Origin of the sequence: Acinetobacter modestus, from assembly GCF_014636095.1 — a bacterium.
Lineage (GTDB): Bacteria > Pseudomonadota > Gammaproteobacteria > Pseudomonadales > Moraxellaceae > Acinetobacter > Acinetobacter modestus.
Genome location: NZ_BMDV01000001.1, coordinates 836,709 through 862,134, shown reverse-complemented (window position 1 = coordinate 862,134; position 25,426 = coordinate 836,709). Strand labels below are relative to the sequence as shown.

Genomic DNA, 25,426 nt, shown 5'->3' with positions numbered 1-25,426 from the left:
TCCGTAAGCATGATTATATTTATCCGACCACCTCAATCCGACTCGAACCTGAGCCAATCGGCTGTACCTGAATTTGTACAGGAATCCGCTCATGCATTTCCTGAATATGCGAGATTAACACCACTTTACGACCTTGGCTTTGTAATTGATCCAGAGCATTCATTACCATATGTAAAGAAGAGGCATCCAGCGTCCCAAAGCCCTCATCAATAAACAGGGATTCGATTTTCATGGAACCAGAGGCCATATTGGCAATTGCCAAAGAAATTGCCAAGGCAGTGAGGAAGGACTCACCACCAGACAGAGAAGCCACTGAACGGGTTTCTCCATCCATATCATGGTCAATGATGGCTAGGCTGAGGGAGTTATCCAAACGTTTTAAGGTATAACGCTGTGACAACATGCTGAGTTGTTGGTTGGCATATTCAAGCAGAATATCCAGATTATATTGCTGGGCTAAATCACGGAAATCCTTACCTTTAGAATCGCCAATTAAACTGGAAATTTTATTCCAGCGATGTTCCTGCTGCTGAATCTGCTGAATTTGATCTGCAAATTGCTTTTGCTTGGCAAGGTTTTGTTGATGTAGTTCCAGTTTCAGTTTGAACTGATCACGTTGTTCGCCTTGCTGTTGTAGCTTCTCACGATTGAGGTGGATGTGCTCAAGCAACTGAGTGTATTCGATGGGTGGCTGTTGTTGCTGATGTATCTGTAATTGCTGTTGCAATGTTTTTAGGGCAGAGGCGGCTTCATTGAGCAAGCGTTCTGCATGTTGTAGCGATGTTCGAATGTGCTGTTCTTGTTCAGCTCGAATAGCAAGTAAATCAGCTAATTGATGTTCTGCAAATTCAGCATGCTGGTCTAACCATGCTCGAATTTCAGTCTTGGATTGGATGAGGGTAGATTGTTGTTGCTGCTGTTGGGCTTTGAGCTGTTCCAGTTCATTTTTCTGCTGTTCAAAACTTTGACGAGCCTGTTCAAAACCTTGCTTGATCTGCTGATATTGATTTTGGAGTTGCTGACGCTGTTGATCGTGTTGGTTTAACCATTCATTGGCTTTAAGTTCGGTTAAACCTGTCATTGCCACAATCAGTTGATGCGCTGAGTCTGTATTTTGTTTGCCTTTAATCTCGACATCTTTGAGTTGCAGGCTAAACTCCGTATGTTGAGTAATCAAGCTGGTTAAATTGGATTTTAATAGATTCAGTTGCTGTTCAAGCTGCTGCTGTTGTTTGCTGAGTGTTTCAGCTTGTTCAAGTTGTTGAGCGCGTTGCTGTAAACGTTGTGCTAACTGTTGGGTGTAGCTTAGCGTCTGCTGCTGCCATAAGCCTCGTTCATCGCTGCTCAGGCAATCTACAACATGTTGAATCTGTTGCTGTGACTGCTGTACGCTTTCGAGTTGATAACGGATATTTTGAATCGTTTGAGTCAGGTGATAGTGGTCTTTATTGGCCTGATGCAGTTGCTGTAATTCAATTTCAATCTGCTGTTTGAACTGGGTTGCCTCATTGATGTATTGCTGTTGAACTGTAGTGATTTCCGCATGCGACTGAGTTAAATCTAACTGGCTCTCGAACTGTGCTGCATGTTTGACTAATTCCTGATGTTGCAGCTTGAATTTGTCATCCGCTTGTTGCATGGCAGATTGCAATTGCGTCAGTTCGGTACGAATCTGGGTAAATTGCTGCTGTGTGTTTTGCCAAAGTTGAAAGCATTGTTGCTCTTGTTGAATCGCCTGTTGCTCTTGCTGTTGTTGTAGCTCATACAAGGCTTTGGAGAGCTGACTGGCATCATCACGATAGGGGTGTTCGGTGCTGCCACAGACCAGACAGGCTTCACCGTGTTTGAGTTCTGCACGCAGATGTTCAATATTTTCAGCATGTAATAAACGCTGTTGTTGCAACATTTGCTGCAATTTTTCCCGTTCAGTTTTGGCAGACTGGAATTCGCCTTGGCTAGTTTGCAGTTGTTGATCAAGCTGCTGATGTTGTTGCTGCGTGCTACTGAGCTTATGGCTTAGTTCATCATGTTCTTTTTTAAGTTCAAAATAATGCTGCAATTTTTGTTGAATAATATCCTGTTGATTTAGTCGAGCCTGTTGTTGCTCTCTGAGTTTTTGTTTCTGCTCAATTTGGTTTTCAATCTGTTGTGGTGTGCCAAATTTTTGAATGAGCTCATTCAATACGATCTGATCTTGTTCAAGCTTGGACTGAGCCTGTTGAATCGGACCTAAATTATGCTCGACTTTTTGATACTGCTGAATAAATTGCTTTAGTTGCTGCAGATGTGCATTCAAGCCTTTATCTAAAGCGGAGAATTGTGCGCTCTGTTGCAGCTGTTCAGAGCAGATTTGTTGTTGTATGGATAGACTGTGGCGACTTTGTTCAAACTGCTGCTGTTGCTCAAGTAATGGTTGTTGTTGCGCTTCGTTTTGGTTTAAGCGAACTTTGGTTTTTTTATATTCATCGGCAATGTATTCACGTTCCTGTACATATTTACGGACTTGGGTGAGTTCAGGTTGATGGTTTTGTTCAAAACTCTGAAATTGCTGTAAGGCCGTTTCAGCCTGTGTATAAGCTGTTTTTTCTTGCTCAAATTGGGTACTTACAGCGGTAAAGTGCTGCTGCTTGAGTTGAATCTGTGGTTCAAGCTGTTGCAGTGCTTTTTCCAGTTGTTGCTGTTGGAACACAATCGGACGAATGCCTGAAAAGGTTTCGAGTTGGCTTAGTCGATTGCGATCTGCGGCTAAAGCCTGATGTGCTTGAATTTGAATGTCATGCTGTTGCTGTTTTAGTGTGATTTCAGTTTTGAGTTTCTGTCGCTGTTCAAACCATTGTTGCTGTTGATTAAGCTGAACTTTGTCGGCTTCCAACTGTTGAACCTGTTGTTGTATCTGCTGAAATTGAGTCTGTAATTCGGCAACTTCTTCATCTGAACGAATTTCTATATGACCTAAAACATTTTCCAGTTGTTTGCGTTGGTTACTGATTTCACGGGTCTTTTCAAAAGCCAGTTGCCCAATTTTGGCAAAAATACTGGAGTTGGTCAGATATTCGAGTAATTCACCACGTTCATTATCGCGTGCCTTTAAAAATGCGGTCACTTCCGATTGTGCCAAGAGTACTGCACGAGTGAATTGCTCAAAACTCAGTTGAGTAATCTGTTGAATATGTGCTTCAACCGCTTTGGTTTTATCTGCAATTACCACGCCATCAGTCAGGCATTTGAGTGAACGTTGCACACTTTGTAGTTTGCCACTGGCATTTTCACGGGCACGTTTAATTTCCCAACGTGCGAGGTAATGCTTCTGATCTTGTGCCACAAAACACAGTTCGGCAAAACCATGTCCAGTGCCACGACGTAGAACCGTTAAAGGGGAGTTCGTGAGTAGTTCCGAACCATCGACATCTAATAGCTTGCCGTCACTTTCTTTGAGGCGTGGAATTTTATTAAATAATGCCAGACACATGGCATCTAAAATCGTGGATTTACCCGCGCCAGTTTTTCCGACAATGGCGATCAGTCCCGCACTGGCCAAAGGCTCAGTTTCAAAATCAATAAAATGCTCATCTGCCAGAGATGCCAAATTTTTCAGTCGAATTGATAAAATTTTCATGGCAGGTCCTTAAACAGTTTGATCATCTTCAAGTTGCTTTTGTGCTTCTGCGACCAAACTCATAAAGTCTTGAGTGGCTTCATCATCGGCGTGATAGCCCTTTTTCTCCCAAATTTGCTGAAATAGTTTTTCGGGTGTAGGTGGTTCCAAGCTAATGCTCTGCCTGCTCTCGGCATTACTTTCATTGGAGAGATATTGTCTGGAAATGCGAACCAGTCGATAACGATCTTTGGGCAAGGCATCTTCAAATTGTTGTCGTAGATTAGGCTGTGGTGGCGTCGTAGTATGATATTCGATATCAACATATTCACGATGCTCCAGATTTTCGATCGGTTCATTTGGCAGATTGCGAAGATGTTGCATGACTGCTGCCAGTTCATCTTTAATTTTATGCAGTTGAATACTTCGTGGTATCGCTAAAGCTTCAAAGCTAAATGAAGCTTCACTTTTTGTGGGGTCAATCCTGACCTCGACCACTTGATGTTTATAGTTGATTTCACTAAATGACAAAGGAATTGGTGAACCGCTATAACGAATATGTGGATGCTGTACTTTTTGTGGTTTATGTAAATGACCCAGCGCCACATAATCAATGCTGTCATCGAACAGCGCCGTAGATAGAGCTTCTTCATTGCCAATGATAATCGGCCGCTCTGAATCGGAAGTTTCTCCACCTTGCATATGCGCATGTGACATTAGAATTAAGGCCTGATCATCAGTTTTACGGCGTTTGGCTTCTTCAATTAATTGTTGGTGTAGATAAGCAATTGCATTTTGGCTGTTGGTGGTGTGTTCATTAAAACCTGTGATTTCAGCTGAACGTAGAAATGGCAGGGCAATACACCACGCCACTGTCTGTTTTTGCTCATCATAAATCGGCAAAATTAGACGGTCTAAATCGAGGCTTTTATCTTTATTCCAGCGAATTACACCGACCGTTTTGGCATTGTATTTTTCTAATAAAGGCTCAACCTGTTCAATCCGATAACCCGAGTCATGATTGCCAGCAATCATTAAGGTTTGCATCTGTGGAGCAACTTCATGGGCATCGGCAAGGAATTGATATAGTTGTTTTTGTGCCTGTGAGCTAGGGTTAATCACATCAAAAATATCGCCCGCAATCAATAAGGCATGCGGTTGTTTTACTTTGATTTGCTCAAGTAACCATGCCAGAAATTGTTCATGTTCGTAGTGGCGGGAATGATTATAAAAAAACTGCCCCAAATGCCAGTCAGACGTATGAAAAAAACGCACAGTCATAAATGAATCTAAACATAAAATAAACCAGAATAAGGTAGCACGTATTCAGCCAAAAAGTAGAGCCTTGTAGCGTTGAATAACATAGACAAGATATGTCTTGATCATTCGGAAATGATCAACTAGTTTGTTACCAACATTATTACTAAAAAACAGGAAATAAAAGAATGAGTTTAGGAAAAGTAAGCCGTGAAATCATGGATCATATTATGTTAATTGGTTTAGACCGAGTGGCAAAACGCAATGCTTTTGATAGTCATATGATTGAAGATTTATCTTTAGCTTTAACTGAATATGAAAATAATCCTAAACTACGTTGTGCTGTCATTTTTGCACATGGTGATCATTTCACTGCGGGATTAGATCTTGTTGAATTACAGCCCAAAATCCCTCAAGGGATTTTTAGTTTTGAAGAAGGACAAATTAATCCTTGGGGTGTTGGAGGGCGGCATAGAACTAAGCCTGTCGTTGTTGCGGTGCAAGGGATTTGTTACACCGCTGGGGTAGAGTTGATGTTGAATGCAGATGTTGTTGTCGCTAGCGAAGACACGATTTTTGGTCAGCTTGAAGTATTACGCGGAATAATGCCTTTTGGTGGAGCAACAGTGCGTTTTGTGCAGGCTGCAGGTTGGCAAAAAGCCATGCCTTATTTATTGACAGGAAAAACTTTTGATACCCAAAAAGCCAATGAGCTGAATTTGCTTTCTGAAATTGTTGCTAAGGGCAACCAACTTAATCGGGCTATCGAGATTGCCCAAGAAATTTGTATTGCTGCGCCACTTGCATTACAAGCATTGTTGGCTTCAGCAACTGATGCAGTCACTCAGGGAGAGGTTTTTGCATTTCAGAATATGGACAGTTACCTCAAGCCATTGTTTGCATCGCAAGATGCTCAGGAAGGCGTACGTGCGATGCTTGAGAGACGTCCACCACAGTTTAAAGGTGAGTAAGCTTTGGTTTGAGTTCATCTGAAGTTTATTTTGCTTATCGACGGAGTCATTTAGATTTTCCTTCTTTCAGGCTTATATTGTGATTGTATTCTTTTCAATGCATGAAATAAGTAGTGGTGTCTTTCTGGAGCGAGTCCAAGACCAAATGTGATAGGTTGATTTGCCTCAATGATAATTTGGGCTTGTTGTTTATTGGATGAGTTAGTTGAACGGTTTTCTCTAATTCGACTAACATCATTCCAATTAAAATATTTTGATTTTCCTATTCTGCCAATTCCCGTAAATACACGTCCGCCTTGTTGATTAATGGTGAGCTCAATTTTACCAAATAGCATCATCAGTGTAAGCGAACCAAAAATAATGGTTCCAATCAGAAATGGGATACCAAATAGACTTTGTAAGAGGCTAAATTGCTGTTTTGCGATTTGAGTTCCATAGATTCCACCTAGCGAACCACCAGACCAAATCAACATAAAAGGCACTAGAAAGAAAGCAATCGGGCTTCTCAGCGTTGCGCCTAGTTTAATTTCTTGCATATTATTTTTATACCAAGTACCGCTTGGGGGTTGATTGATATCAAACGCATATGATGGCGTATCAAAATTTTCAGAAACACGAAAAATATGATTGCAAACTTGGCATTTCCCCATATCCGTTTGGATATTGATATTTTCATTTACAACGTCAACCTGACAGTTTGGACATTTCATTTTTATAGTGCTTAACTTGCTTAATTTTATGAAATTTTAGTATAGCATTGTCATTTTGCATTCTCATCAATTTCACATATACCGAAGACATTATTATCTAAATCAAGAAAGTAACCTTGCCAACAACGGTTTGGGATAGCAAATTTTTCCATAGCGACTTTGCCTCCCAAACTTAAAATTTTACTAGCAGTTTCATCAAAGTTTTTAACTTCAATAGTACAAGTAAACGCATTTGTTCCGTATCCAGTCGGCGGTGTTGCAACAGGGCGTTGTAGTAAACCGCCGTGGATACCTTCTGTTTCGATACGATAGTATTCAATAGCTAAACCTTCTACTTTCTCAAAGTGCCAGCCGAATAAAGATTGGTAAAAATGGGCATCACGTTGCGGATTTGATGACTGAATTTCAAAATAAGTAATCGTATTCATCGCGGTATCCTTATCCTTTTTGTTTATAAATTATTCTAAATAGATCGAGCCGATGATTCATAAAGATTTATGTAAGCGAGCTGCTTTAGTTAAAAATTCTTTGATTAAATCAAGATCAACTACTTAATTTATATAAAAGTAGAATATTGCATGTGATCATGCACATTTAAAGTAGTCAGACCTTGAGCCAATAGCAAAATCGTATTTTGTATATGATCTCGGAATAACTTAAGCTTAAAAAAATGGTTCTATGATTTGAAGGAATTTACTCAAAAAATTATGTGCATTTTTAATTAAATTTTAGAAAATGTGGACTTGGTAATCTTTGACAGTTTCTTTATTTCAAGAAAGTGAATTCATGACGAAAAATTTTGCTTAGATGCGGTCAAACTAAAATGATAGGCAAATAAAAACCGACGATTCGAGTGATGATAAATCGTCGGTCAAAATCTTTTTCAACGGCTTTGGCTGCTAACAAAGCCATTGTTAAAGATGGAGAGTCATAATGAAAGGTCACCGAAAATATTGCGGATGCCGTGCAATGAACATTCGGTTGCTGCGACCTTGTACCCTATATAACGCTGCTTGGTGTGGATTGGTTGACATAAAAATGAAAAAAAAGTGAAAAAAATTTATAATTATTTTTGAAGTAGATTAGATTTGGTTTATTTACATGATTTCATTGCGTTTGTATTACCTTTGGTTTTTTATTGTGTGCTTGATTTCTAGCCTAATCGCTGGAGTCATCGCTGCAATTTTACCTAATAACATTGGAGGAGTGCTTACAGCCATTCCTTATTTAATTGCAATGATTTTTGTTTTATTCAAATTTCTAAAAAAACAACATCGCGCACCAACCCTCTCGGAAAAGAAACGATTAAGCCTTGGATTTAGCCTAATTTTTTGGGGTTACAATGCATGTGGCTTACTTTTAGGATTGTTTATTTTTGCACGTAAAGATCCAGAAATTTGGCAAAATTTTATTTTATATTTCAACCAACCCATGTTTTTAATTACTGTTGTTGCAATTTGGTTGATGATCGCAGCACCGTTATTTTTAATTACGTATTGGTTTTATGGCGCACAAGCACAAAGAATGGCAAATAAGATGTTTAACGGGTAATAAAGTTCACTTGTAATTCACCTGTATTCTGCTAAAACTTTTAATACGATTCATTTTTGATAGATCAGTCCATGAAAAAAATGACGGTATTGGTGACAGGTGCAAGTGGGTTTATTGGTTCTCATCTTTTACCTTTTCTATTGAAAAATAATTTTCAAGTGATTGCACTGACACGACAAAAAAATAAAGCTTCTTATGATTCATATTTAACATGGGTGAATGATTTAGATGAAATTAAAGTCATTGAAATTGATTATGTGATTAATCTGGCTGGTGAAAATATAGGTCAAAAACGTTGGACTGATCAAAGAAAGAAACAACTGATACAAAGCCGAGTGGCCATGACGGAGAAACTTTATCATTGGTTACAGCAAAAAAGCATCTTCCCCCAATGTATTATTTCTGGTTCGGCAATTGGTTATTACGGGATTGATCCTCAAGAAAAGTGGACGGCAATCTGTGATGAAAATACACCGCCACAAGCAATCTTTATGTCAGAGCTTTGTCAGGCTTGGGAACAAACAGCACTTAAATTTACTCAACAAAATACTAAAATTATTCGCTTAGGGGTGGTTTTTGGTGATGGCGGAATCTTGCCGCAAATGTTGTTACCGATTCGATTGAATATGATTGCTAAAATTGGGTCAGGCAAACAACCCGTTGTTTGGATTCATATTCAAGATGTTTTAAGAGCAATTATTTTTTTACTTCAATTACAGGCTGATCAAAAAGTTTACAATTTAGTAGCACCAGAGCAAGTGAATCAACAAGCTTTTGCTGATGTTGCTGCACGAGTTTTGAAACGTAAACCTTTTATTACAATGCCTAAATGCTTGTTTGAATTAGCATTAGACGAACAATCACAATTAATTTTAAATGGTCAATATGTAATGCCTCAGGCATTATTCACTCATGGTTTTAAATTTCAGTACTCCAATTTAGAGCAAGCCTTAACGGAAATTTTATTGGATCACTAAATTTTTTTTCTTCAAACGACTTGGTGAATAGGCACTTGGGTCAACAATAGGCACTTGTTTTAAAATGAGTTGACGTAACAATTGCGCTGAACCAGCACCCATACATAGACCATTACGGAAATGTCCAAAATTTGCCCATAAGTTGGCTATATCAGGCATTTCACCAATATAAGGAATTCCCTGAGGTGAACTAGGACGTAAACCTGCCCAACGGCTTACGATGGGGAATTGTTTTAATTCAGGGACTATATCTAAACATGCGCTTAAAATATCTTGCTGTGTTTGCTCATCTACAGCCGTACTAAAACCACAGTCAGCCATACTGGAACCACAGACAATATGACCATCTTGACGTGGAATGAGATACATCACACGGTTCATACACATGGTAGGCAACCAGTTCTCAGGTGTTTTGAACAGCAGCATTTGCCCCTGTATGGGATGCACAGGAATTTGTCGATGTATGTGTTCTTCCCAATATTGACTCCATGCACCCGAGGTCAGAACAACATGATCAGCATGAAAATTTTGACTATTTGAAGTTTGTATTCCATGTACCGTTTTATTTTTAACAATCAGTTGATCAATCGAGCAGTGCTCAAAAAAACGAACGAAAGGATGCTGTTTAAGATAGCTGATGAGAGATTGTAATAAACGAGGATTACGTACATTCGACAGTTGCGGAAAATGGATGGCTTGTTGAAATTTTTCTGAAATATGCGGATTAATTTGTTCAAGTTGTTTGCGATCTAACAAATCGCACTGTTGCATGGGTTCTTGAGATTGATTGGCATAATTCAGTCCTACATCAAAGTCTTCCTGATCGAAAATCAGCATGCCTGTATTGTGGATTTGAAAATCAATCCCCGTGATAGGCAGAAGTTTTTCATTCCACATTTGATACAGCGATTTACCGTATTGAGCAAGATGATTAACTTCTGGTGCATAACGCCACGGATACATCGGGGAAAGAATTCCGCCGCCTGCCCATGAGGCAGCCTGACCTGCTTGTTGTTGATCAAAAATATCAACAGAGCAACCTTGTTCAGCAAGTTCTAATGCTGACATCAAGCCGCTAATACCCGCACCAATAATGGCAATATGCATAAAAATTAAACCAATTTAAAAATTCACCTCTTTGATATTAAAGAGGTGACGAGTGTTTTAGCTCAGCAAGGAAGATTGCTATCTCATCTCTTTGAGTTTACGTGCAGCATCTTCGGCAAAATAGGTCCAAATACCATCTGCACCCGCACGACGACAGCACATCAATGACTCTAAAATCACGCTTTCAGATAACCAACCATTTTGAATCGCCGCTGCAAGCATGGCGTATTCACCGCTGACTTGGTAGACAAAAGTGGGTACACCAAAAGTATCTTTCACTTCACGAACGACATCCAGATAAGGCATACCCGGTTTTACAATCACCATATCTGCACCTTCCTGAATATCAAGTGCAATTTCATGCAATGCCTCGGCACGATTACCGACATCCATTTGATAATTATATTTATTTGCACCTTTTAAATTACTTGCTGAACCCACTGCATCACGGAAAGGACCATAGAAGCTTGAAGCATATTTTGCTGAATACGCCATGATATTGGTATAGATAAAACCATTTTGTTCAAGTGCGTGGCGAATCGCACCAATGCGTCCATCCATCATGTCACTTGGAGCAACAACATCAGCACCTGCTTGCGCATGGCTTAAGGCTTGTTTGACTAGGCATTCTACCGTTTCGTCATTTAAAACATAGCCAGTTTCATCAATAATACCGTCTTGACCATGAGTGGTATAAGGATCAAGTGCACCATCGGTAATCAATACCATTTCTGGTAATTCTTTTTTCAGTAAGCGGCAAGTGGCTTGAACCAAACCATCTTCATGCCATGCAGCTTCCGCCGTTAAACTTTTGTCTTCTTGTGGCGTTACTGGAAATAAAGCAAGCTTTGAAACACCGAGTTCGAGTAGAGTTTCTGCTTTTTTGAGTAATAAATCAGCAGATAGACGCTGCACATTTGGCATGCTTGGAATATCTTGAGTTTGTTGTTGTCCCGGTAATACAAATACTGGATAAATCAAATGATTAGCTGTGAGTTGTGTTTCACTGACCATGGCACGAAGTTGGTCATTTTTACGGATACGGCGCATGCGAGTCGCGGGAAAAGCGGGACGATTGAACGTATAAGTCATAACAATCTCGATGTTCAGTATTACACTATAGGAATAATTGAAATATTTAAGTCATGCTAGGGAGAGCTTAGCGGCTAAGTTCAATTAAATATCCTCGCTATTGTAGCCCCATAATTTTAGATTTGTACAAAATAATGGGATGTTTATCGTTCCTTTGGATTTAGACAGCGTATGAATGATGTAAAGAAAAACTGGACAGGCAATATTCAGTTAGGTGCTAAAGCCGATCATGACGTGGTATTAAAGCAGCTTTGTAAAGCATTTAATTCTTCACCATTTTTTAAGCATTGTGGCATGAGCATGCGCGTTGTTGATGATCAAATTGAAGGTTATATCGAGATGCAGCCTGAGTTGGTCGGTAATGTAGCCTTCCAAATTTTGCATGGTGGTGTTGCTGCGACATTGCTGGATAGTATTGGTGGCGTGGTTGCCATGGAACAACTTTATCGCCGTGCAACCCCTGAAGATTTACCCGACACGATTAAGAAAGTATCGCGTTTAGCAACTGTAGATATGCGTGTTGATTATCTTGCTCCGGGTCGTGGTCAGTTTTTTACTGCACGTGCGGAAACATTACGCTTAGGCCGCAAAGGCTGTACCATGCGTATGACCATGCTCAATGATGAAGCTAAGCCAATTGCAACTGCAATCGCTTCTTACGCCTTTTAAGTATAGTGTTCGATATGAAAGCGTCTTTTGACGCTTTTTTATTGTTTAAATGAAAGTGAAGTAAAAATAATTATCAAAATATAAGAATTGAACGCATCAGTTATTTTTTTTATTCTCGTCATATGATTTTTTATCGTTAAAATGCGATTTAAATTTTTGTTTGTATTTTGATCTTAGGTTTTAACAATTGGTTAAGTTAAAAAAACTAGACTGATCTGCTGATTAAACCAAAAGTTAAAAATCCCTTTAATTTTCAGGAATAACATATGACTGACGCCCAAGCTAATCAACAAGATATTGCTGCTGATACGGCATCAGATGATGCAATGAAAGCAAAACGTAAAAAGTTTTTAGGATTTTTCGCACTTATTCTTATCCTTGCAGCAATTTTGTATGCTATTTGGGCGTTGTTCTTTAATCATGCTGTCAGTACCGATAATGCTTATGTTGGTGCGGAAACGGCACAAATCACCTCAATGGTGAGTGGACAAGTCGCTGAAGTTTTGGTGAAAGATACTCAACAAGTTAAAAAGGGTGATGTTCTCGTTCGTGTAGATGAGCGTGATGCCAAAATCCAGTTGGCACAAGCACAAGCCGAATTGGCAAAAGCGCAACGTCAATACAAGCAAAGCCAAGCGAATAGTAGCTCATTGAATTCTCAAGTTGTGGTTCGCAATGATGAAATTAATAGTGCACAAGCACAAGTAAGTAAAGCGCAAGCAGATTTTGATAAAGCTAACTTAGAATTAAAGCGCCGTAATGAACTTGCTGCTTCAGGAGCGATTTCTAAAGAGGAATTGAGCAAAGCGCAAAGTGCAGTATCGACGGCACAAGCAAACTTAGATTTAGCTCAAGCGGGTTTAGCCCAAGCAACCTCAAGCCGTAAAGCCGCAGAAAGTACACTTGCTGCAAATGAAGCATTGATTCAAGGGGCAAATGAAGCATCAACACCTGATGTTTTGGTTGCAAAGGCCCATGTTGAGCAAGCAACGCTTGATTTAGAGCGTACCGTTATTCGTGCGCCTGTTGATGGTGTGGTGACACGCAAGAATATTCAAATTGGACAACGTGTTGCACCAGGTACTGTGATGATGTCAGTGGTGCCTGTATCTGCGCTGTATGTCGATGCAAACTATAAAGAAAGTCAGCTTGCTAAAGTGAAAGCAGGGCAGAAAGTAACGCTTCGTTCAGACCTCTATGGTGATGATGTGGTTTATCACGGGACGGTTCAGGGCTTCTCTGGTGGGACAGGTGCAGCATTTGCCTTGATTCCAGCACAGAATGCGACAGGAAACTGGATTAAAGTAGTACAGCGTTTACCTGTACGTATTACGCTTGATCCAAAAGAACTTGCAGAACATCCATTGCGTGTAGGGTTGTCGATGCAAGCGGACATTGATCTCGCATCGAAGTAATCAGCCATGAAAACGCAGAATCCTTTTGCAGAACTTAGCGGCGGGCGGTTACTGCTCGCCGCATTTGTCATTGCACTTTCCAACTTTATGGTGGTGCTCGATACCACTATTGCCAACGTTTCAGTCCCCCATATTACAGGGAACTTAGCTGTTTCTAGTTCACAAGGGACGTGGGTGATTACCTCTTATGCCGTTGCAGAAGCGATCTGTGTTCCACTCACAGGTTGGTTAGCTGGACGTTTTGGCACAGTTAGAGTTTTTGTCTTCGGGTTAATCGGCTTTACTATCTTTTCATTTTTATGCGGTTTAGCAACCTCATTAGAAATGTTGGTATTTTTCCGTATTGGTCAAGGACTTTGTGGTGGTCCACTCATGCCACTCAGTCAAACCTTGTTAATGCGAATTTTCCCACCAGAAAAACATGCACAGGCAATGGGACTTTGGGCGATGACAACCGTGATTGGACCGATCTTAGGACCAATTTTAGGCGGACTTATTAGTGATAATCTGTCATGGCATTGGATTTTCTTTATTAATATCCCTGTTGGAATTTTCTGTGTATTAGCATCCATCCGCTTGCTGTCTGTAGCAGAAACTAAAACTGAGAAATTACGAATTGATGCAGTTGGTTTAGGTTTGTTAGTCTTGTGGATTGGTGCTTTACAATTGATGCTAGACCTTGGGCATGAGCGAGATTGGTTTAACAGTACCAGTATTATTGTATTGGCATTAACGGCAGTTGTTGGTTTTATTGTTTTCATGATTTGGGAACTCACAGAAAAGCATCCTGTGGTTAACCTGTATGTGTTCAGACACCGTGGTTTTGCAGTTTCTGTGCTTGCACTCGCTTTTGGTTTTGGTTCGTTCTTTGGCAGTATTGTCCTTATTCCTCAATGGTTACAAATTAACTTGGGTTATACCGCCACGTGGGCAGGGTATCTGACTGCAACTATGGGTTTTGGTAGTTTGACGATGTCGCCAATTGTTGCCAAGTTATCAACCAAATATGACCCAAGAGCATTGGCTAGTTTTGGATTAGCATTGTTGGGTGTGGTTACGGTCATGCGAGCTTTTTGGGTTACAGATGCAGACTTTATGTCATTAGCATGGCCACAAATCTTGCAAGGTTTTGCTGTACCATTTTTCTTTATTCCGCTGTCGAATATTGCAATGGGCTCTGTTTTACCTCAAGAAATGGCTTCTGCCGCAGGTTTGATGAATTTTTTGAGAACAATGGCAGGGGCGATTGGTGCTTCAATTGCAGTGACAATTTGGGATGACCACACGAAGGTAGCTCGTAGTGAAATGGTGAATAATTTGCACCCACAAGAAGTTCAAAATACCTTGTTGCAAAATGGTTTTTCACCTGATGCAACACTCGCCACGATTGCAAATTTAGTCGATAAAGAAGCGATTACGATTTCAGCTAATCATGTGTTTATGTTATTGGCAATTGTATTTATTTTTGCGAGTGCATTAATTTGGATGAGTCCAAAACCTAAAGCAATTACGGGTGGACCCGCACCACATTAATTTTGATAGATAATTAAATTTTCTTTAAAAAACTCGGATTTATTCATCCGAGTTTTTTTATCTAAATCTGATATGAATGTTTATTTTGGCTTTGGTTTTTTACTATCTAGCTCATTGATATGTTCCCAAAGTTTTAGTTGTAGATTTTCCTCATATCTTGATATTTTTTGATTTAAATATTTCATTCTATATTTATGCTCATTTAAGCCTTTACCATGAAATGATCCAATTTCTTTCTGAGTTTTGGCTTGTAAGTACAATAGATTCAATTCTTTAAATACATTTTGAGTTACTAAATAATTATAACTTTGATGAATTGTTGATACTTGGTCAGAAAAGGTCATATTGGTGTTGTGTAATATTTGGGTTTTTCGTTTTTCATACCATGTTAGAAATTTAGCGTAATCTACCAATATCTGAAATGTATAGGCGCTAGGAAAATAGTGAATTGGATATGAATTGGAATGTTTACATTCTGCAAGTAAACGTAAAACATTATGTTGGGTATTTAATAGTTCGAGGGCTTGATTGTAGGTGATTTTGATTGGTTGCATTTGCTTAACTCCATAAGACAGTGCTTGATGGAGTAAGTATGTTTTTTTAAAGTAGGTTAGGAAAGGAAAAAAATATAATTAAAAAAAATGGAAAAAATTACAGATCAATATTTTCTAAGTTATATAAGCTGATAAGTCTACGTAACTCTTTAGAATGATTGGAAATCATTAATGGCGGTAAGAAATTTTCATTGAGATTCTTAAAAATGCTTTCTCCTTTTTCACCATTTGGAAATAAGATGATAGCCAAAACTGATTTTTTAATTTTATGCTTTTCGATAGCTTCCCAAAAACATAAATCTAAATATGCGAAAACTCTATATTCATTAATCTTATTTACTAAAGTATTTGGATCGGCATCTAATAGATCTTCATAATAAGAAATATTGTTATTTGATAATTGTATTCGTTTTTTATTCAACCATTGTTCAAATTGCCTGATCAAAAAAGTATTTGTGAAGTTTAAATTTACTTCAATAAGTGGGTTATCAACTAAATTATTATTTCGCATCTTTTTCACATTCATTGAAAAGAATGAACTTCTACAATCATCAACAATTTCAGAGGTTAGAGTATCTTTTTCATCATGAGAATATAGAAGCTCTTGTTCATTTTCATCATTTCTAGTATTACCAAAAGCAAGAATTTCTCTTTTGATAAAATTTCTATATGTCTTAGGTTGAGAAAAGTAGTTTCTAGCTAAGTCAATAGAAGATAATTCATTTATAGGTTTTGTAACTGTATGTTGAGTAAACCCATTCATGAATATTTCAAAGCACATATTTATAGGTTCAAAAAAAGAATTATTATTAAAATTTTCTTTTGATAAAGGATCAAGAGGATTTTTTTTAATACATTCAAACATAAACTTAATTATTTCTTCTCTTTGGTACTTATCGTTACCATCAAATTTACTGCTGCATAATTTTAGGTTTCCTTTTAATTCAAATATGAAATCATTACAGAAACAATCTTTTTTGCTAGCTACCTCAATTGTTAATTTATTTGTTATAAAACCATATAAAATTTTACGGTAGACCAGATTAGGTAGGATATCTTTCGCACCTAATTCATTTCCTATATATTGTTCTAAGGAAAACCAATTTGGTATTTCTGTTTTAAATTTAATATATCCCATTAAAGCCTTTCAAAATATATCTATAAATAGTTAAGTTAATTGGAAAGAGGGTTCTGCTTTCTGCCCTCTAGTTAGATTGAACAAAGCGCTTATAAATTATACTGAGTTATATACCAGAATATTAATTTTAAATATACGTCATCTTTTGTCGTAGTAACTAGTTAATACAATGAGCTATTCACAGAACTTAATTCAAATGAAGTAAATGCTTATTCGTTTGCAATAAAAAAGGCTTAAACCATTACAGTTCAAGCCTTTTTTATTTTGTATACCATCATGTAACAGCACACAAATTTAAGTATTTGGTGGAGATGGCGGGAGTTGAACCCGCGTCCGCCAGCACTACACTCGAGAATACTACATGCTTAGATATCGTCTATTGTTTTAACACCAAGCGACCCGACGAACAGGGTACAAGGCGCGATCCTCTAAGTTTGGTATAAAGCCCCGAGGCTTGACTTTATACGGACTTGTGTGCGTGCGCTTCGGTCGGGTTCACTGACCACAAGTATTCAGTGAAGCGGACAAGCTGCCCTTAGGCAGCTAGAGCGTAAGTTTCGTCGTTTGCGACTATTAAAATGCAAATTTTATTTACGAGAGAAAATGCGCTCTCGGCATGCATCTATGAGCTTCATCACCAGCGTCGAAGCCAATAACATCCCCATATATGAACGAGCATCATAGCATAAATATTGAAAATTTAAATCTAAATTTACAGGCTTTGAGGTTTGTGGTTAAAAACCAATCTAATTGAAATCATAAATTAATTGCATATCTTTAAAGAATTAGCTTTTTAACGTTTAGTTAAATTAGAACTTCAAAGAAGGAATATACATTTATATCCCTTCATTAAAACAACAGCATATGACTCGGAAAATTAGGTTAATGCCACCCACCACCTAAAGCACGGATGAGGTCTACACTGGTGATCATTCGATTACCATGAAGTTGTGTAGCCAAGCTCCTGCTGCAAGATACTCCGATCAGAATCAATCACATCCAGATAGCTGATACTGCCTTCACGATAACGCAAATGTGAAAGTTGATTGGCATGTCGGGATGAAGTAAGTGCTTGACCTTGTGCCTGTATTTGCTCATCCCAAATACGCTGATCAGACAGTTCATATACTGATTAAATCCTTATTTTACATTTCAAACCGTTTGGCGGTTTTGATTTGGGTGAGGGTGATACTGAAAGTCCTACTTTCGGCGGTTTTGGTTTAGGTGATGAACCTTAAAAGAATGTCTTTTCACTTTTAATGTTTTTTTTATGAAATAGAAGGCGATAAATATTTTTATCGCCTTTTTACATTTTCAATACTAGTTATATACAGCGCTACAAATTTAAAGAAATATGAATATGCGAACATATTCAAACTGGTTAGTTTTTAGGATTTTACGGTTCATAAAAATTATTTATCAGTTTTTAGCTGTTTATTTGATCGCACTTTTTGCCTGTATCACTTATGAGTTTTTAAAAATTAACTAATTGAAGATAGGTGGATTCAAGCGATGATACTGTTTTTAAGTGTTGAATTGCAGCATTTGCATTCATTGTTTGATTAATCAGTTGGAATCGTTTTGAAACTCTATTCTCAGTTACTTTAAGTAGAACGAAGTTTAAGTATTAATCGTAATAACTGGAGTTTTATGTTTTCACCCTATATCCATGCATTTGCATTGTTTTTTTCACTATTGAATCCGTTCCTGATGAGTGTCTACATGGTCGGGATGATTCGGAATACCGATGTAAAAGTATTTAATAAAGCATTGATTCAAGGCAGCTTAATTGCTTTTGCTGTTTTTGCATTATTTGCATGGGGGGGCGAGAATATTTTTAGTCGCTATCTAAATGTAAGATTTGAATCTTTCCAAATATTTGGTGGATTAATTTTTCTTGTAATTGGTTATCGTTATGTGTTTCAGGGTGCAGAAACAATCGGTGAAATGCGTGGTGCTCCTGAGCATTTGGCAGGTACGATTGCTATGCCTTTTATGATCGGACCGGGAACAATTAGTGCTGCGGTTGTCACAGGCGTGAGTGTTCCATTTGGAGGAGCAATTGCTGTGATTGCTCTTACATTGGCATTAACTTGCAGTATTCTTATCGCGATGAAATACGGACACGATCATTTACGCTACAAGCATGCGAAGTATATTGATCGTTACTTTGACATTATGGGGCGTTTATCTGCTTTACTGATAGGTACAATTGCTGTTGATATGATCGTTAATGGTGTGATAGGACTCATTCAATCTACAAATTTAAATTAAATTATCAGATATAAAATTTTGTATGATGAGTATTTATCTAGTTAATAACACATTGTTAATTTTAGATAAAATCTAATAAAAAGGGTCTATATGTAATCCTACTGAAATAATGTTTCGATCTATCATAAAAATAGTTGATGATGTTTTATACATTTATACGTATTTTTACGTTGAGGAATGAACGATAATACACATGTTGTATTCTCCTATGAGTTCTCCTATGTATCCATTAGATCAATTGAACCAAGCACCTGATGATCAGTCAGAGCTTACAATGTCAGTTTTAATGACACCTGATATGGCAAACTTTTCAGGTAATGTTCATGGTGGAGCAATTTTAAAACTGCTTGACCAAGTTGCTTATGCTTGTGCAAGCCGTTATTCAGGCAGTTATGTTGTGACATTGTCTGTTGATAAAGTTAATTTTAAAGAGCCAATTTACGTTGGTGAATTGGTCACATTTTTAGCGAGTGTTAATCATGTAGGACGTACTTCTATGGAAGTCGGCATTCGTGTAGAAGCACAAAATATTCAAAAGCGTACAATCAGACATACCAATACATGCTATTTCACCATGGTTGCTGTGGATGAGGAGCGTAAACCTAAAGTTGTTCCGACATTAAAATTAGATACAGATTGGAAGCGTTGTCGTTTCGAAGCTGCAGAACAGCGTAAAGACCTACGTCTACAAGAAGTACAGCAACCTTCTTGCAGTATTTTCAAGAAATCTAGCCAGTGTTGATTTATTCATCACATTCCTAGTGATCTAAAAAAAGATCGAACCGCAGCATGGTTCGATCTTTTTTTATTTGTAAAGATGAGTCAGATCATTACAAATGTTGTTCTAAAGGGTCTGGAGGAACCTGAAGATCAAATTATTTACTAGCCGTCGGAGCAGCTGTTGTTGCTGCATCACTTGCTGTGGTGTCTGTCGTAGCTGGATTTAGAGTTTCAGGTTGCTCCTGAGTTGATACCACGACTTTCTCTTCGGTGGTTTTGGTGCTATGTGATTTGTCATGAGCTGAAGCTGCAAATGTTGTTGCCGCTGTTAAAGCAAATGTTGTCGCAATTAAAGTCTTAATGAGTTTCATGTTTGGCATCCATATTTGAACTTAATTAAAAAATTACAGCTTCAATTCGAGATATGAGTGAGAACAAATCTTGAATTTCTGCATGAGGTTTATGCTAAGTGCCTAAGTTTTTTACAGCAATATTCTTAACAATCTTTTACGGTAAGCTTAACAATGGAGCATCATAAAACGCGGTTTTGTGATGCGCTTGTAAAGTTAAATGCCTGAACCTATCAATAAAATGTATATAAATATGTATTTTTGATTAAAAAATAATCTGCGATTTTACGTGTTTTAAACAAGAGCTTTCTTTTGCAAATAGTTTAATAATTGGATAAAACATTTATATCTTGGTTTTAAATAGTATTTTTAGATTAATTCTGTGATTTTATTCTCTTTATTTTTGTTTTAATTGAATTATTACATAAATTTCATTCTTTATTTTATTTCGCATATTTTTCTCTTTAGAATGAAATAAATTTTTAATGCGAGTAAATCGTGAAGTTTATTGCTCCCAAAATTGTTCCTACTCACATTATTTCTGGTTTTTTAGGTGCAGGTAAAACAACGCTATTACAGCATTTATTAACCCAAAAGCCTGAAAACGAAGTTTGGGCTGTTCTAATGAATGAGTTTGGGCAAATAGGTGTTGATCAACAACTGATTACCCAACAACAAGGATATGCTGTCAAAGAACTACTTGGTGGATGCTTGTGCTGTAGCAGTCAACTTCCTATGCAAATTGCACTGGCTCGCTTACTCAGTGAAAGTAAACCTGATCGTTTATTTATAGAACCGACGGGTTTAGGTCATCCTGCACAATTATTGGAACAATTGACCGAGCCACATTGGCAAAGTAGTTTAGCAATGCGTGCTTTGGTGATTGTCGTGGATGGGAGTCGTCTACATGATGAAGATTGGGTTAAACAGAATTTATATACCGATCAACTGAAATCTGCACAAATTGTAGTCCTCTCACATATTGATTGTATGACAATAGCAGATCATCAAGCCTATGCAGCTTTAAAACAAGAATATGACACTTATGTCCAGCATTGGATTGAAGTTGAGTGTGGCAAAATTGAATTGTCTCAGATTGATATTGTGCAACAACCTGTACAGCGTAAGATCCAACCTTTACTCAAGTTACAACAAACACAGGCTATTGAGCCTCCGTTAGAAATCAAACAACTTCCATATCATTATCTAGAAACAGCTCAAGGTTATACCGTTGCAGGTTGGAAATTGCCTAAACGCTGGCAATTTAAATTTTTTGAACTGTTAGATTTGTTGTGTACGCAACAAAATTGGGTCCGCATCAAAGGCATATTTAATACGGATCAAGGTTGGAAAAGTTTTAACTTCAATCCTCAACAATTTAACTATAAGTCTGCCGAAGAGAGTATTGATAATCGAATTGAAATTATTTGCCAATCCGAACAAGATTGGTTGGTGTTTGAAACACAATTATTAAATTGTCGTCTTGATCTAACTGATGCTCAAAATGATTAAAGCCGATATTTTCTGTAATAAAATAGAGTATGCTTAGCGCCAAATTTGAGTACACCGTATTTAAGAGTATTTTTTATGGCGCTAAAAGCAACAATATATAAGGCAGATCTGAATATTGCCAATATGGATCAGCATATCTATGCAGATTATCAGCTAACACTTGCCTTACATCCGTCAGAGACTATTGAACGTTTGATGGTTCGTATTCTTGCTTACGCCCGTTATGCCGATGAGCGATTAGAATTCACCAAAGATTTGTTTGAAACGGATGAGCCTGCGTTATGGCAAAAAGATTTAACAGGGCTTTTAGAAAATTGGATTGAAGTCGGTTGTCCATCTGAAGATAAAGTGAAAAAAGCCAGTGCTCGCTGTAAAAAAGTGGCTGTGATTACTTATGGCTCACAAGCTGCTGATTGGTGGCAAAAAAATACCAAAATTAAGACTTTGAGTAATGTGGAGGTCTGGCAATTAGCGCCTCAGACTACACAGGCACTTGAAGGCTTATGTGAACGCACGATGCAATTACAGCTTAATATTATGGATGGAGAGTGGACTTTGCTGAGCGATAAAGGTCAAGTCGATATTCAATGGTTACAATTGCAATAAATCAGGTTGGGAGTAAAAAATGAGCGCTGAATTACAAATTATTGATTTAAAAGTGGGTGAAGGTAAAGAAGCTGTTAAAGGTGCTTTAATCACAACACACTATACGGGATGGTTAGAAGATGGTACTCAGTTCGATTCTTCAATTGACCGCGGGAATTATTTTGAGACGGTGATCGGTACTGGACGAGTAATCAAAGGTTGGGATCAAGGCATCATGGGAATGCGCGTTGGTGGGAAGCGTAAATTAATCATACCTGCACATTTAGCTTATGGCGAACGCAAAATGGGAAAAATTATTCCAGCAAATTCAAATCTGATTTTTGAAATTGAATTATTTGATGTTAAAACTCGCAACGAGTGATTTAGTCTCAATGATGCAAAGTATGATGGCATTGATTTGATTGCTTAATTCATGCTTTGCAAAAAAAAGTACAAAAACAATACAAATCAAAAAAATGATTTAATTCTAATATATTGATTTTTAATATTTTTATTTTAATCTGCTTTTTGCAACAATCTGCTTAAAATTATTGATTCTATAGACGGTTCTGTATATCTTTTAAAGAAAGAGCAATGTATTCTGAATCAAAGTTTTTATAAAAAATGTGATGTTAATTTACCTTTTGGAAAAATTGCTTTTAATGTTGCCATCCATGATCAGCAGATTCATAAACATGGCGAGGTAAATTATAAAAAATCTATGCTTGTGTTAACGAGCACCAAAAATTTGAGTGAGTGAGGCAGCTATGAATGATTATTTGGATATTACCGCTTCTGAGCTATTAAAAGAATTACATAATTTTTTCTTGATTAATACTTATAATGGCGCTGAAAATGGTTTTTGGGTCAATGAAAAAGCATTGATTGATAAACATTATTGGATGGATGGAGAGAACAAGGTCGAGATTCTCCGAGAGCTGAGTCCTTCACATCAGCATTCACATCCTGACTATCAGATTACCTTATTATCTCCATTAGAAGGGAATGTCGTCTTGCTACAATATGATGGCGTGAATAAAAAGATTCAGACTTTCCGTCGTGGTGAATGGGTAAATCGCTTATATAAATATTTTTATCAAAAAGAACGTTATTATTTACAACAACTTTCTGAGCATCCAAATTTTCAGCTCATTCAATATTAAGCTTTTATATTTAGCTCATTAGGTTCTTAATACGTATCGTGTTAGGAACCTAATCACATATTGCTAAAATATTGATGTATATTGCGATAAAATTTATAAAATATTTTTTTAAGATTATTTTCAGTTTTTAAAATTATAAATACAATCCTTGCTCCCAGCTGACTCGCTAAAAATCTTATTTGACCACAAATTGTAAGATGATTCATGCATGATTCACGCTCAGCCATTTTCGAATATTGAGAAGATATCTCTATGACAACACGTTTAGTGTCTCCGACCTTAAAAACATTTTTAGGTCTAATGATTGGTTTAGTTGCGACTACAGCAACTTTTGCAGAAAATTCCAAAATTGATGCGACAACGTTAACCGTCATTGGTTATCATGAAATTACCGACCATAAAGATGCACTCATCCCCAGTTATGCAGTAACAGCACAACAATTCAGTGAGCACATCGATTGGTTACAAAATAATGGTTATCACTTTATCAATGTCGATCAACTGATTAAAGCACATCAGGGCAAATACACTTTACCAACTAAACCTGTGTTATTGACAGTAGATGATGGTTATCAGTCTTTTTATCAAAATGCTTATCCAATTGTACGTGCGAAAAAAATTCCAGTTGTATTAGCAGTTGTCGGTTCTTGGTTAGAGCCAAAAGCTAATCAGAAAGTAGACTTTGGTGGGGAAGAGATTACGCGCAATAAAATTTTGAGTTGGAATGAACTCAAAGAAATGCAAAATAGTGGCTTTGTTGAGATTGCAAGTCATAGCTACCATTTGCATCGAGGAGTAAACGCAAACCCTCAAGGTAATTCAGAACCAGCAGCAATTACTCGTATCTATGATTCAAATACGAAAACCTATGAAAGTGATGCAAATTATCAAGCACGTGTTTATCAAGATCTAAAGAAAAATAATGAATTACTACAGGCACACGGTTTACGTTCACCACGTGTCATGGTTTGGCCTTATGGTCGCTATAATATGCAATTAGTGCAAATTTCTAAACAATTGGGCATGCCGATTACCATTACTTTGGATGATGGCGCTGATCATGCCAAACAATCGATCCAAAATATGGGGCGTATTTTAATTCAAGGAAATATGTCAACCAATGCCTTGGCACAAGAAATTAAGAACCGCGAACTGAATTTAAACGATAATAATCGTCCACAAAAGATCATGCATGTGGATTTAGATTACATCTATGATCCAGACCCACAACAACAGGAACGCAATTTAGGTAATCTGTTAGATCGTATCAATGGGATGGGAGTAAAGACAGTTTACTTACAAGCATTCTCAGATCCTGATGCAAATGGTTCTGCTGATATGGTGTATTTCCCAAATCGTCATATTCCAATGCGTGCGGATTTATTTAACCGAGTAGCTTGGCAAATTCAAACACGTACGCCAGTACAGCGTTTGTATGCTTGGATGCCTTTACTTGCATGGGAGTTACCTAAATCAGATCCAGTGTCAAAGGATTTGGTTGTCACGCAACAAGCAAAAGCGGGCGAGCATTTGAATATGGGATATATCCGCTTAAGCCCATATTCCCCAAAAGCAAGACAAACCATTAAAGAGATTTACCAAGATCTTGCAAAATCAACGCCATTTGATGGTCTGTTATTTCATGATGATGTGACATTATCTGATTATGAAGATGCAAGCCCTCAAGCACTAGCAGCCTATGCGAAACAAGGTTTGCCAACGGATCTGGCTAAAATACGAAATAATGACGACAAGTTGCAGAAATGGACTGCTTATAAAACGCGTACCCTAGATGATTTTGCAATGGAGCTAGCAGGTGAGGTGCGTCAATATCAGCCTTATTTGATGACTGCACGTAATTTGTATGCGCAAGTTGCCCTTAACCCGTATGCCGAAAATTGGTATGCACAGTCTTTAGAAGAGTCATTAAGACGTTATGATTTCACTGCAATAATGGCAATGCCTTATATGGAGCAATCGGATAATCCCGAAAAATTTTATACGGATATTATGAATCGGGTGAAACAATATCCAAACGGGATTAAAAAGACAGTGATGGAGCTACAAGCGATTAACTGGCGTAATGATCAGAAGATTCCTTCTGAAGAAATGGCAGCAACAATTAAGTCGCTTTATCAACAAGGTGCGATGCACATTGCATATTATCCTGACGATCCGATTAAAGAACACCCAGATGTAGAAACTATGCGTAAGGCTTTTGCTTTAAAATCATCACAATTAGTACCATAACGG

The 25,426-nt window shown here is 37.7% G+C and carries 22 protein-coding genes, 1 other RNA gene and 1 pseudogene; 13 read left to right on the top strand and 11 right to left on the bottom strand.

Features of this window, described 5'->3' with window-relative positions:
* Positions 1 to 19: 19 nt before the first annotated feature.
* Both IEV17_RS03950 and IEV17_RS03945 read right to left on the bottom strand, forming a co-directional pair.
* Positions 20 to 3,616: an AAA family ATPase gene (locus IEV17_RS03950; protein WP_004663422.1), complete on the bottom strand. Its 3,597-nt coding sequence runs from the start codon at positions 3,614 to 3,616 to the stop codon at positions 20 to 22.
* Positions 3,617 to 3,625: 9 nt separating this feature from the next.
* Complete coding sequence (locus IEV17_RS03945) at positions 3,626 to 4,876, bottom strand: exonuclease SbcCD subunit D (protein ID WP_004663420.1); 1,251 nt, start codon at positions 4,874 to 4,876, stop codon at positions 3,626 to 3,628.
* 164 nt (positions 4,877 to 5,040) lie between these two features.
* On the opposite strand from IEV17_RS03945, the gene IEV17_RS03940 reads away from it, so the two are divergent.
* On the top strand, positions 5,041 to 5,823 hold the full coding sequence (locus tag IEV17_RS03940; protein WP_004663418.1) for a crotonase/enoyl-CoA hydratase family protein: 783 nt from the start codon (positions 5,041 to 5,043) through the stop codon (positions 5,821 to 5,823).
* 50 nt (positions 5,824 to 5,873) lie between these two features.
* Here IEV17_RS03940 and IEV17_RS03935 read toward each other — a convergent pair whose 3' ends face one another.
* The gene (locus tag IEV17_RS03935) at positions 5,874 to 6,533 is read right to left on the bottom strand and encodes a hypothetical protein (RefSeq protein WP_004663417.1); all 660 of its coding nucleotides are present in this window, start codon (positions 6,531 to 6,533) and stop codon (positions 5,874 to 5,876) included.
* A gap of 50 nt (positions 6,534 to 6,583) precedes the next feature.
* A complete protein-coding gene (locus tag IEV17_RS03930) occupies positions 6,584 to 6,961 on the bottom strand; it encodes a VOC family protein (RefSeq protein ID WP_004663416.1) in 378 nt (125 codons plus the stop codon).
* A gap of 673 nt (positions 6,962 to 7,634) precedes the next feature.
* Between IEV17_RS03930 and IEV17_RS03925 the strand changes: the two genes are divergently transcribed.
* Both IEV17_RS03925 and IEV17_RS03920 read left to right on the top strand, forming a co-directional pair.
* Positions 7,635 to 8,084 carry an ABZJ_00895 family protein gene (locus tag IEV17_RS03925; protein WP_004663415.1) on the top strand — a complete coding sequence of 150 codons (450 nt, stop codon included), beginning with the start codon at positions 7,635 to 7,637 and terminating at the stop codon, positions 8,082 to 8,084.
* Between the two features lie 71 nt (positions 8,085 to 8,155).
* Positions 8,156 to 9,061 carry a TIGR01777 family oxidoreductase gene (locus IEV17_RS03920; protein WP_004663413.1) on the top strand — a complete coding sequence of 302 codons (906 nt, stop codon included), beginning with the start codon at positions 8,156 to 8,158 and terminating at the stop codon, positions 9,059 to 9,061.
* On the opposite strand, the gene thiO is transcribed toward IEV17_RS03920, so the two are convergent.
* On the bottom strand, positions 9,047 to 10,168 hold the full coding sequence (thiO, locus tag IEV17_RS03915; RefSeq protein ID WP_004663412.1) for a glycine oxidase ThiO: 1,122 nt from the start codon (positions 10,166 to 10,168) through the stop codon (positions 9,047 to 9,049). The genes IEV17_RS03920 and thiO overlap by 15 nt on opposite strands.
* A gap of 78 nt (positions 10,169 to 10,246) precedes the next feature.
* Positions 10,247 to 11,260 (bottom strand): porphobilinogen synthase, encoded by a 1,014-nt coding sequence (hemB, locus tag IEV17_RS03910; RefSeq protein WP_004663410.1) that lies wholly within the window; start codon positions 11,258 to 11,260, stop codon positions 10,247 to 10,249.
* Between the two features lie 171 nt (positions 11,261 to 11,431).
* Between hemB and IEV17_RS03905 the strand changes: the two genes are divergently transcribed.
* The 3 genes from IEV17_RS03905 (at position 11,432) to IEV17_RS03895 (ending at position 14,877) form a co-directional block, all read left to right on the top strand.
* On the top strand, positions 11,432 to 11,929 hold the full coding sequence (locus IEV17_RS03905; RefSeq protein WP_004663409.1) for a thioesterase family protein: 498 nt from the start codon (positions 11,432 to 11,434) through the stop codon (positions 11,927 to 11,929).
* A 266-nt stretch (positions 11,930 to 12,195) separates the two neighbouring features.
* Positions 12,196 to 13,344 (top strand): HlyD family secretion protein, encoded by a 1,149-nt coding sequence (locus IEV17_RS03900; RefSeq protein WP_004663407.1) that lies wholly within the window; start codon positions 12,196 to 12,198, stop codon positions 13,342 to 13,344.
* 6 nt (positions 13,345 to 13,350) lie between these two features.
* Complete coding sequence (locus IEV17_RS03895) at positions 13,351 to 14,877, top strand: DHA2 family efflux MFS transporter permease subunit (RefSeq protein ID WP_004663405.1); 1,527 nt, start codon at positions 13,351 to 13,353, stop codon at positions 14,875 to 14,877.
* A gap of 80 nt (positions 14,878 to 14,957) precedes the next feature.
* Here IEV17_RS03895 and IEV17_RS03890 read toward each other — a convergent pair whose 3' ends face one another.
* The 4 genes and pseudogenes from IEV17_RS03890 to IEV17_RS03875 all read right to left on the bottom strand — a co-directional run.
* The gene (locus tag IEV17_RS03890) at positions 14,958 to 15,431 is read right to left on the bottom strand and encodes a hypothetical protein (protein ID WP_004663403.1); all 474 of its coding nucleotides are present in this window, start codon (positions 15,429 to 15,431) and stop codon (positions 14,958 to 14,960) included.
* Between the two features lie 97 nt (positions 15,432 to 15,528).
* Positions 15,529 to 16,569, bottom strand: a complete 1,041-nt coding sequence (locus IEV17_RS03885) for a DUF6387 family protein (protein WP_004663401.1) — start codon at positions 16,567 to 16,569, stop codon at positions 15,529 to 15,531.
* Between the two features lie 303 nt (positions 16,570 to 16,872).
* Positions 16,873 to 17,232: a transfer-messenger RNA gene (gene ssrA, locus IEV17_RS03880) on the bottom strand.
* Between the two features lie 219 nt (positions 17,233 to 17,451).
* Positions 17,452 to 17,689: pseudogene (locus IEV17_RS03875) on the bottom strand (TolC family protein); the annotation flags it as partial.
* 530 nt (positions 17,690 to 18,219) lie between these two features.
* Between IEV17_RS03875 and IEV17_RS03870 the strand changes: the two are divergent.
* Positions 18,220 to 18,843 carry a MarC family protein gene (locus tag IEV17_RS03870; protein WP_004663400.1) on the top strand — a complete coding sequence of 208 codons (624 nt, stop codon included), beginning with the start codon at positions 18,220 to 18,222 and terminating at the stop codon, positions 18,841 to 18,843.
* Positions 18,844 to 19,063: 220 nt separating this feature from the next.
* Positions 19,064 to 19,585, top strand: coding sequence for an acyl-CoA thioesterase (locus IEV17_RS03865; protein WP_004663395.1), 522 nt, complete (start codon positions 19,064 to 19,066; stop codon positions 19,583 to 19,585).
* A 133-nt stretch (positions 19,586 to 19,718) separates the two neighbouring features.
* Here the strand turns inward: IEV17_RS03865 and IEV17_RS03860 are convergent, their stop codons facing one another.
* Positions 19,719 to 19,934 (bottom strand): hypothetical protein, encoded by a 216-nt coding sequence (locus IEV17_RS03860; RefSeq protein ID WP_004663393.1) that lies wholly within the window; start codon positions 19,932 to 19,934, stop codon positions 19,719 to 19,721.
* 477 nt (positions 19,935 to 20,411) lie between these two features.
* Between IEV17_RS03860 and IEV17_RS03855 the strand changes: the two genes are divergently transcribed.
* The 5 genes from IEV17_RS03855 to pgaB all read left to right on the top strand — a co-directional run bounded on the left by IEV17_RS03855 (position 20,412) and on the right by pgaB (position 25,423).
* Positions 20,412 to 21,425 (top strand): CobW family GTP-binding protein, encoded by a 1,014-nt coding sequence (locus IEV17_RS03855; RefSeq protein ID WP_004663392.1) that lies wholly within the window; start codon positions 20,412 to 20,414, stop codon positions 21,423 to 21,425.
* Positions 21,426 to 21,500: 75 nt separating this feature from the next.
* Positions 21,501 to 22,031 carry a YaeQ family protein gene (locus IEV17_RS03850; protein ID WP_004663390.1) on the top strand — a complete coding sequence of 177 codons (531 nt, stop codon included), beginning with the start codon at positions 21,501 to 21,503 and terminating at the stop codon, positions 22,029 to 22,031.
* A gap of 19 nt (positions 22,032 to 22,050) precedes the next feature.
* Complete coding sequence (locus IEV17_RS03845) at positions 22,051 to 22,392, top strand: FKBP-type peptidyl-prolyl cis-trans isomerase (RefSeq protein ID WP_004663388.1); 342 nt, start codon at positions 22,051 to 22,053, stop codon at positions 22,390 to 22,392.
* A gap of 385 nt (positions 22,393 to 22,777) precedes the next feature.
* Entirely contained in the window at positions 22,778 to 23,173 is a 396-nt protein-coding gene (locus IEV17_RS03840) for a hypothetical protein (RefSeq protein ID WP_004663385.1), read from the top strand.
* Between the two features lie 252 nt (positions 23,174 to 23,425).
* Entirely contained in the window at positions 23,426 to 25,423 is a 1,998-nt protein-coding gene (pgaB, locus tag IEV17_RS03835; RefSeq protein WP_004663383.1) for a poly-beta-1,6-N-acetyl-D-glucosamine N-deacetylase PgaB, read from the top strand.
* The last annotated feature ends 3 nt before the right edge of the window (positions 25,424 to 25,426 follow it).

Excerpts from the sequence above, each read along its gene's own strand:
- IEV17_RS03950 (WP_004663422.1), bottom strand. The coding sequence starts at position 3,616 with ATGAAAATTTTATCAATTCGACTGAAAAATTTGGCATCTCTGGCAGAT.
- IEV17_RS03945 (WP_004663420.1), bottom strand. The coding sequence starts at position 4,876 with ATGACTGTGCGTTTTTTTCATACGTCTGACTGGCATTTGGGGCAGTTT.
- IEV17_RS03940 (WP_004663418.1), top strand. The coding sequence starts at position 5,041 with ATGAGTTTAGGAAAAGTAAGCCGTGAAATCATGGATCATATTATGTTA.
- IEV17_RS03935 (WP_004663417.1), bottom strand. The coding sequence starts at position 6,533 with ATGAAATGTCCAAACTGTCAGGTTGACGTTGTAAATGAAAATATCAAT.
- IEV17_RS03930 (WP_004663416.1), bottom strand. The coding sequence starts at position 6,961 with ATGAATACGATTACTTATTTTGAAATTCAGTCATCAAATCCGCAACGT.
- IEV17_RS03925 (WP_004663415.1), top strand. The coding sequence starts at position 7,635 with ATGATTTCATTGCGTTTGTATTACCTTTGGTTTTTTATTGTGTGCTTG.
- IEV17_RS03920 (WP_004663413.1), top strand. The coding sequence starts at position 8,156 with ATGAAAAAAATGACGGTATTGGTGACAGGTGCAAGTGGGTTTATTGGT.
- thiO (WP_004663412.1), bottom strand. The coding sequence starts at position 10,168 with ATGCATATTGCCATTATTGGTGCGGGTATTAGCGGCTTGATGTCAGCA.
- hemB (WP_004663410.1), bottom strand. The coding sequence starts at position 11,260 with ATGACTTATACGTTCAATCGTCCCGCTTTTCCCGCGACTCGCATGCGC.
- IEV17_RS03905 (WP_004663409.1), top strand. The coding sequence starts at position 11,432 with ATGAATGATGTAAAGAAAAACTGGACAGGCAATATTCAGTTAGGTGCT.
- IEV17_RS03900 (WP_004663407.1), top strand. The coding sequence starts at position 12,196 with ATGACTGACGCCCAAGCTAATCAACAAGATATTGCTGCTGATACGGCA.
- IEV17_RS03895 (WP_004663405.1), top strand. The coding sequence starts at position 13,351 with ATGAAAACGCAGAATCCTTTTGCAGAACTTAGCGGCGGGCGGTTACTG.
- IEV17_RS03890 (WP_004663403.1), bottom strand. The coding sequence starts at position 15,431 with ATGCAACCAATCAAAATCACCTACAATCAAGCCCTCGAACTATTAAAT.
- IEV17_RS03885 (WP_004663401.1), bottom strand. The coding sequence starts at position 16,569 with ATGGGATATATTAAATTTAAAACAGAAATACCAAATTGGTTTTCCTTA.
- IEV17_RS03870 (WP_004663400.1), top strand. The coding sequence starts at position 18,220 with ATGTTTTCACCCTATATCCATGCATTTGCATTGTTTTTTTCACTATTG.
- IEV17_RS03865 (WP_004663395.1), top strand. The coding sequence starts at position 19,064 with ATGTATCCATTAGATCAATTGAACCAAGCACCTGATGATCAGTCAGAG.
- IEV17_RS03860 (WP_004663393.1), bottom strand. The coding sequence starts at position 19,934 with ATGAAACTCATTAAGACTTTAATTGCGACAACATTTGCTTTAACAGCG.
- IEV17_RS03850 (WP_004663390.1), top strand. The coding sequence starts at position 21,501 with ATGGCGCTAAAAGCAACAATATATAAGGCAGATCTGAATATTGCCAAT.
- IEV17_RS03845 (WP_004663388.1), top strand. The coding sequence starts at position 22,051 with ATGAGCGCTGAATTACAAATTATTGATTTAAAAGTGGGTGAAGGTAAA.
- IEV17_RS03840 (WP_004663385.1), top strand. The coding sequence starts at position 22,778 with ATGAATGATTATTTGGATATTACCGCTTCTGAGCTATTAAAAGAATTA.
- pgaB (WP_004663383.1), top strand. The coding sequence starts at position 23,426 with ATGACAACACGTTTAGTGTCTCCGACCTTAAAAACATTTTTAGGTCTA.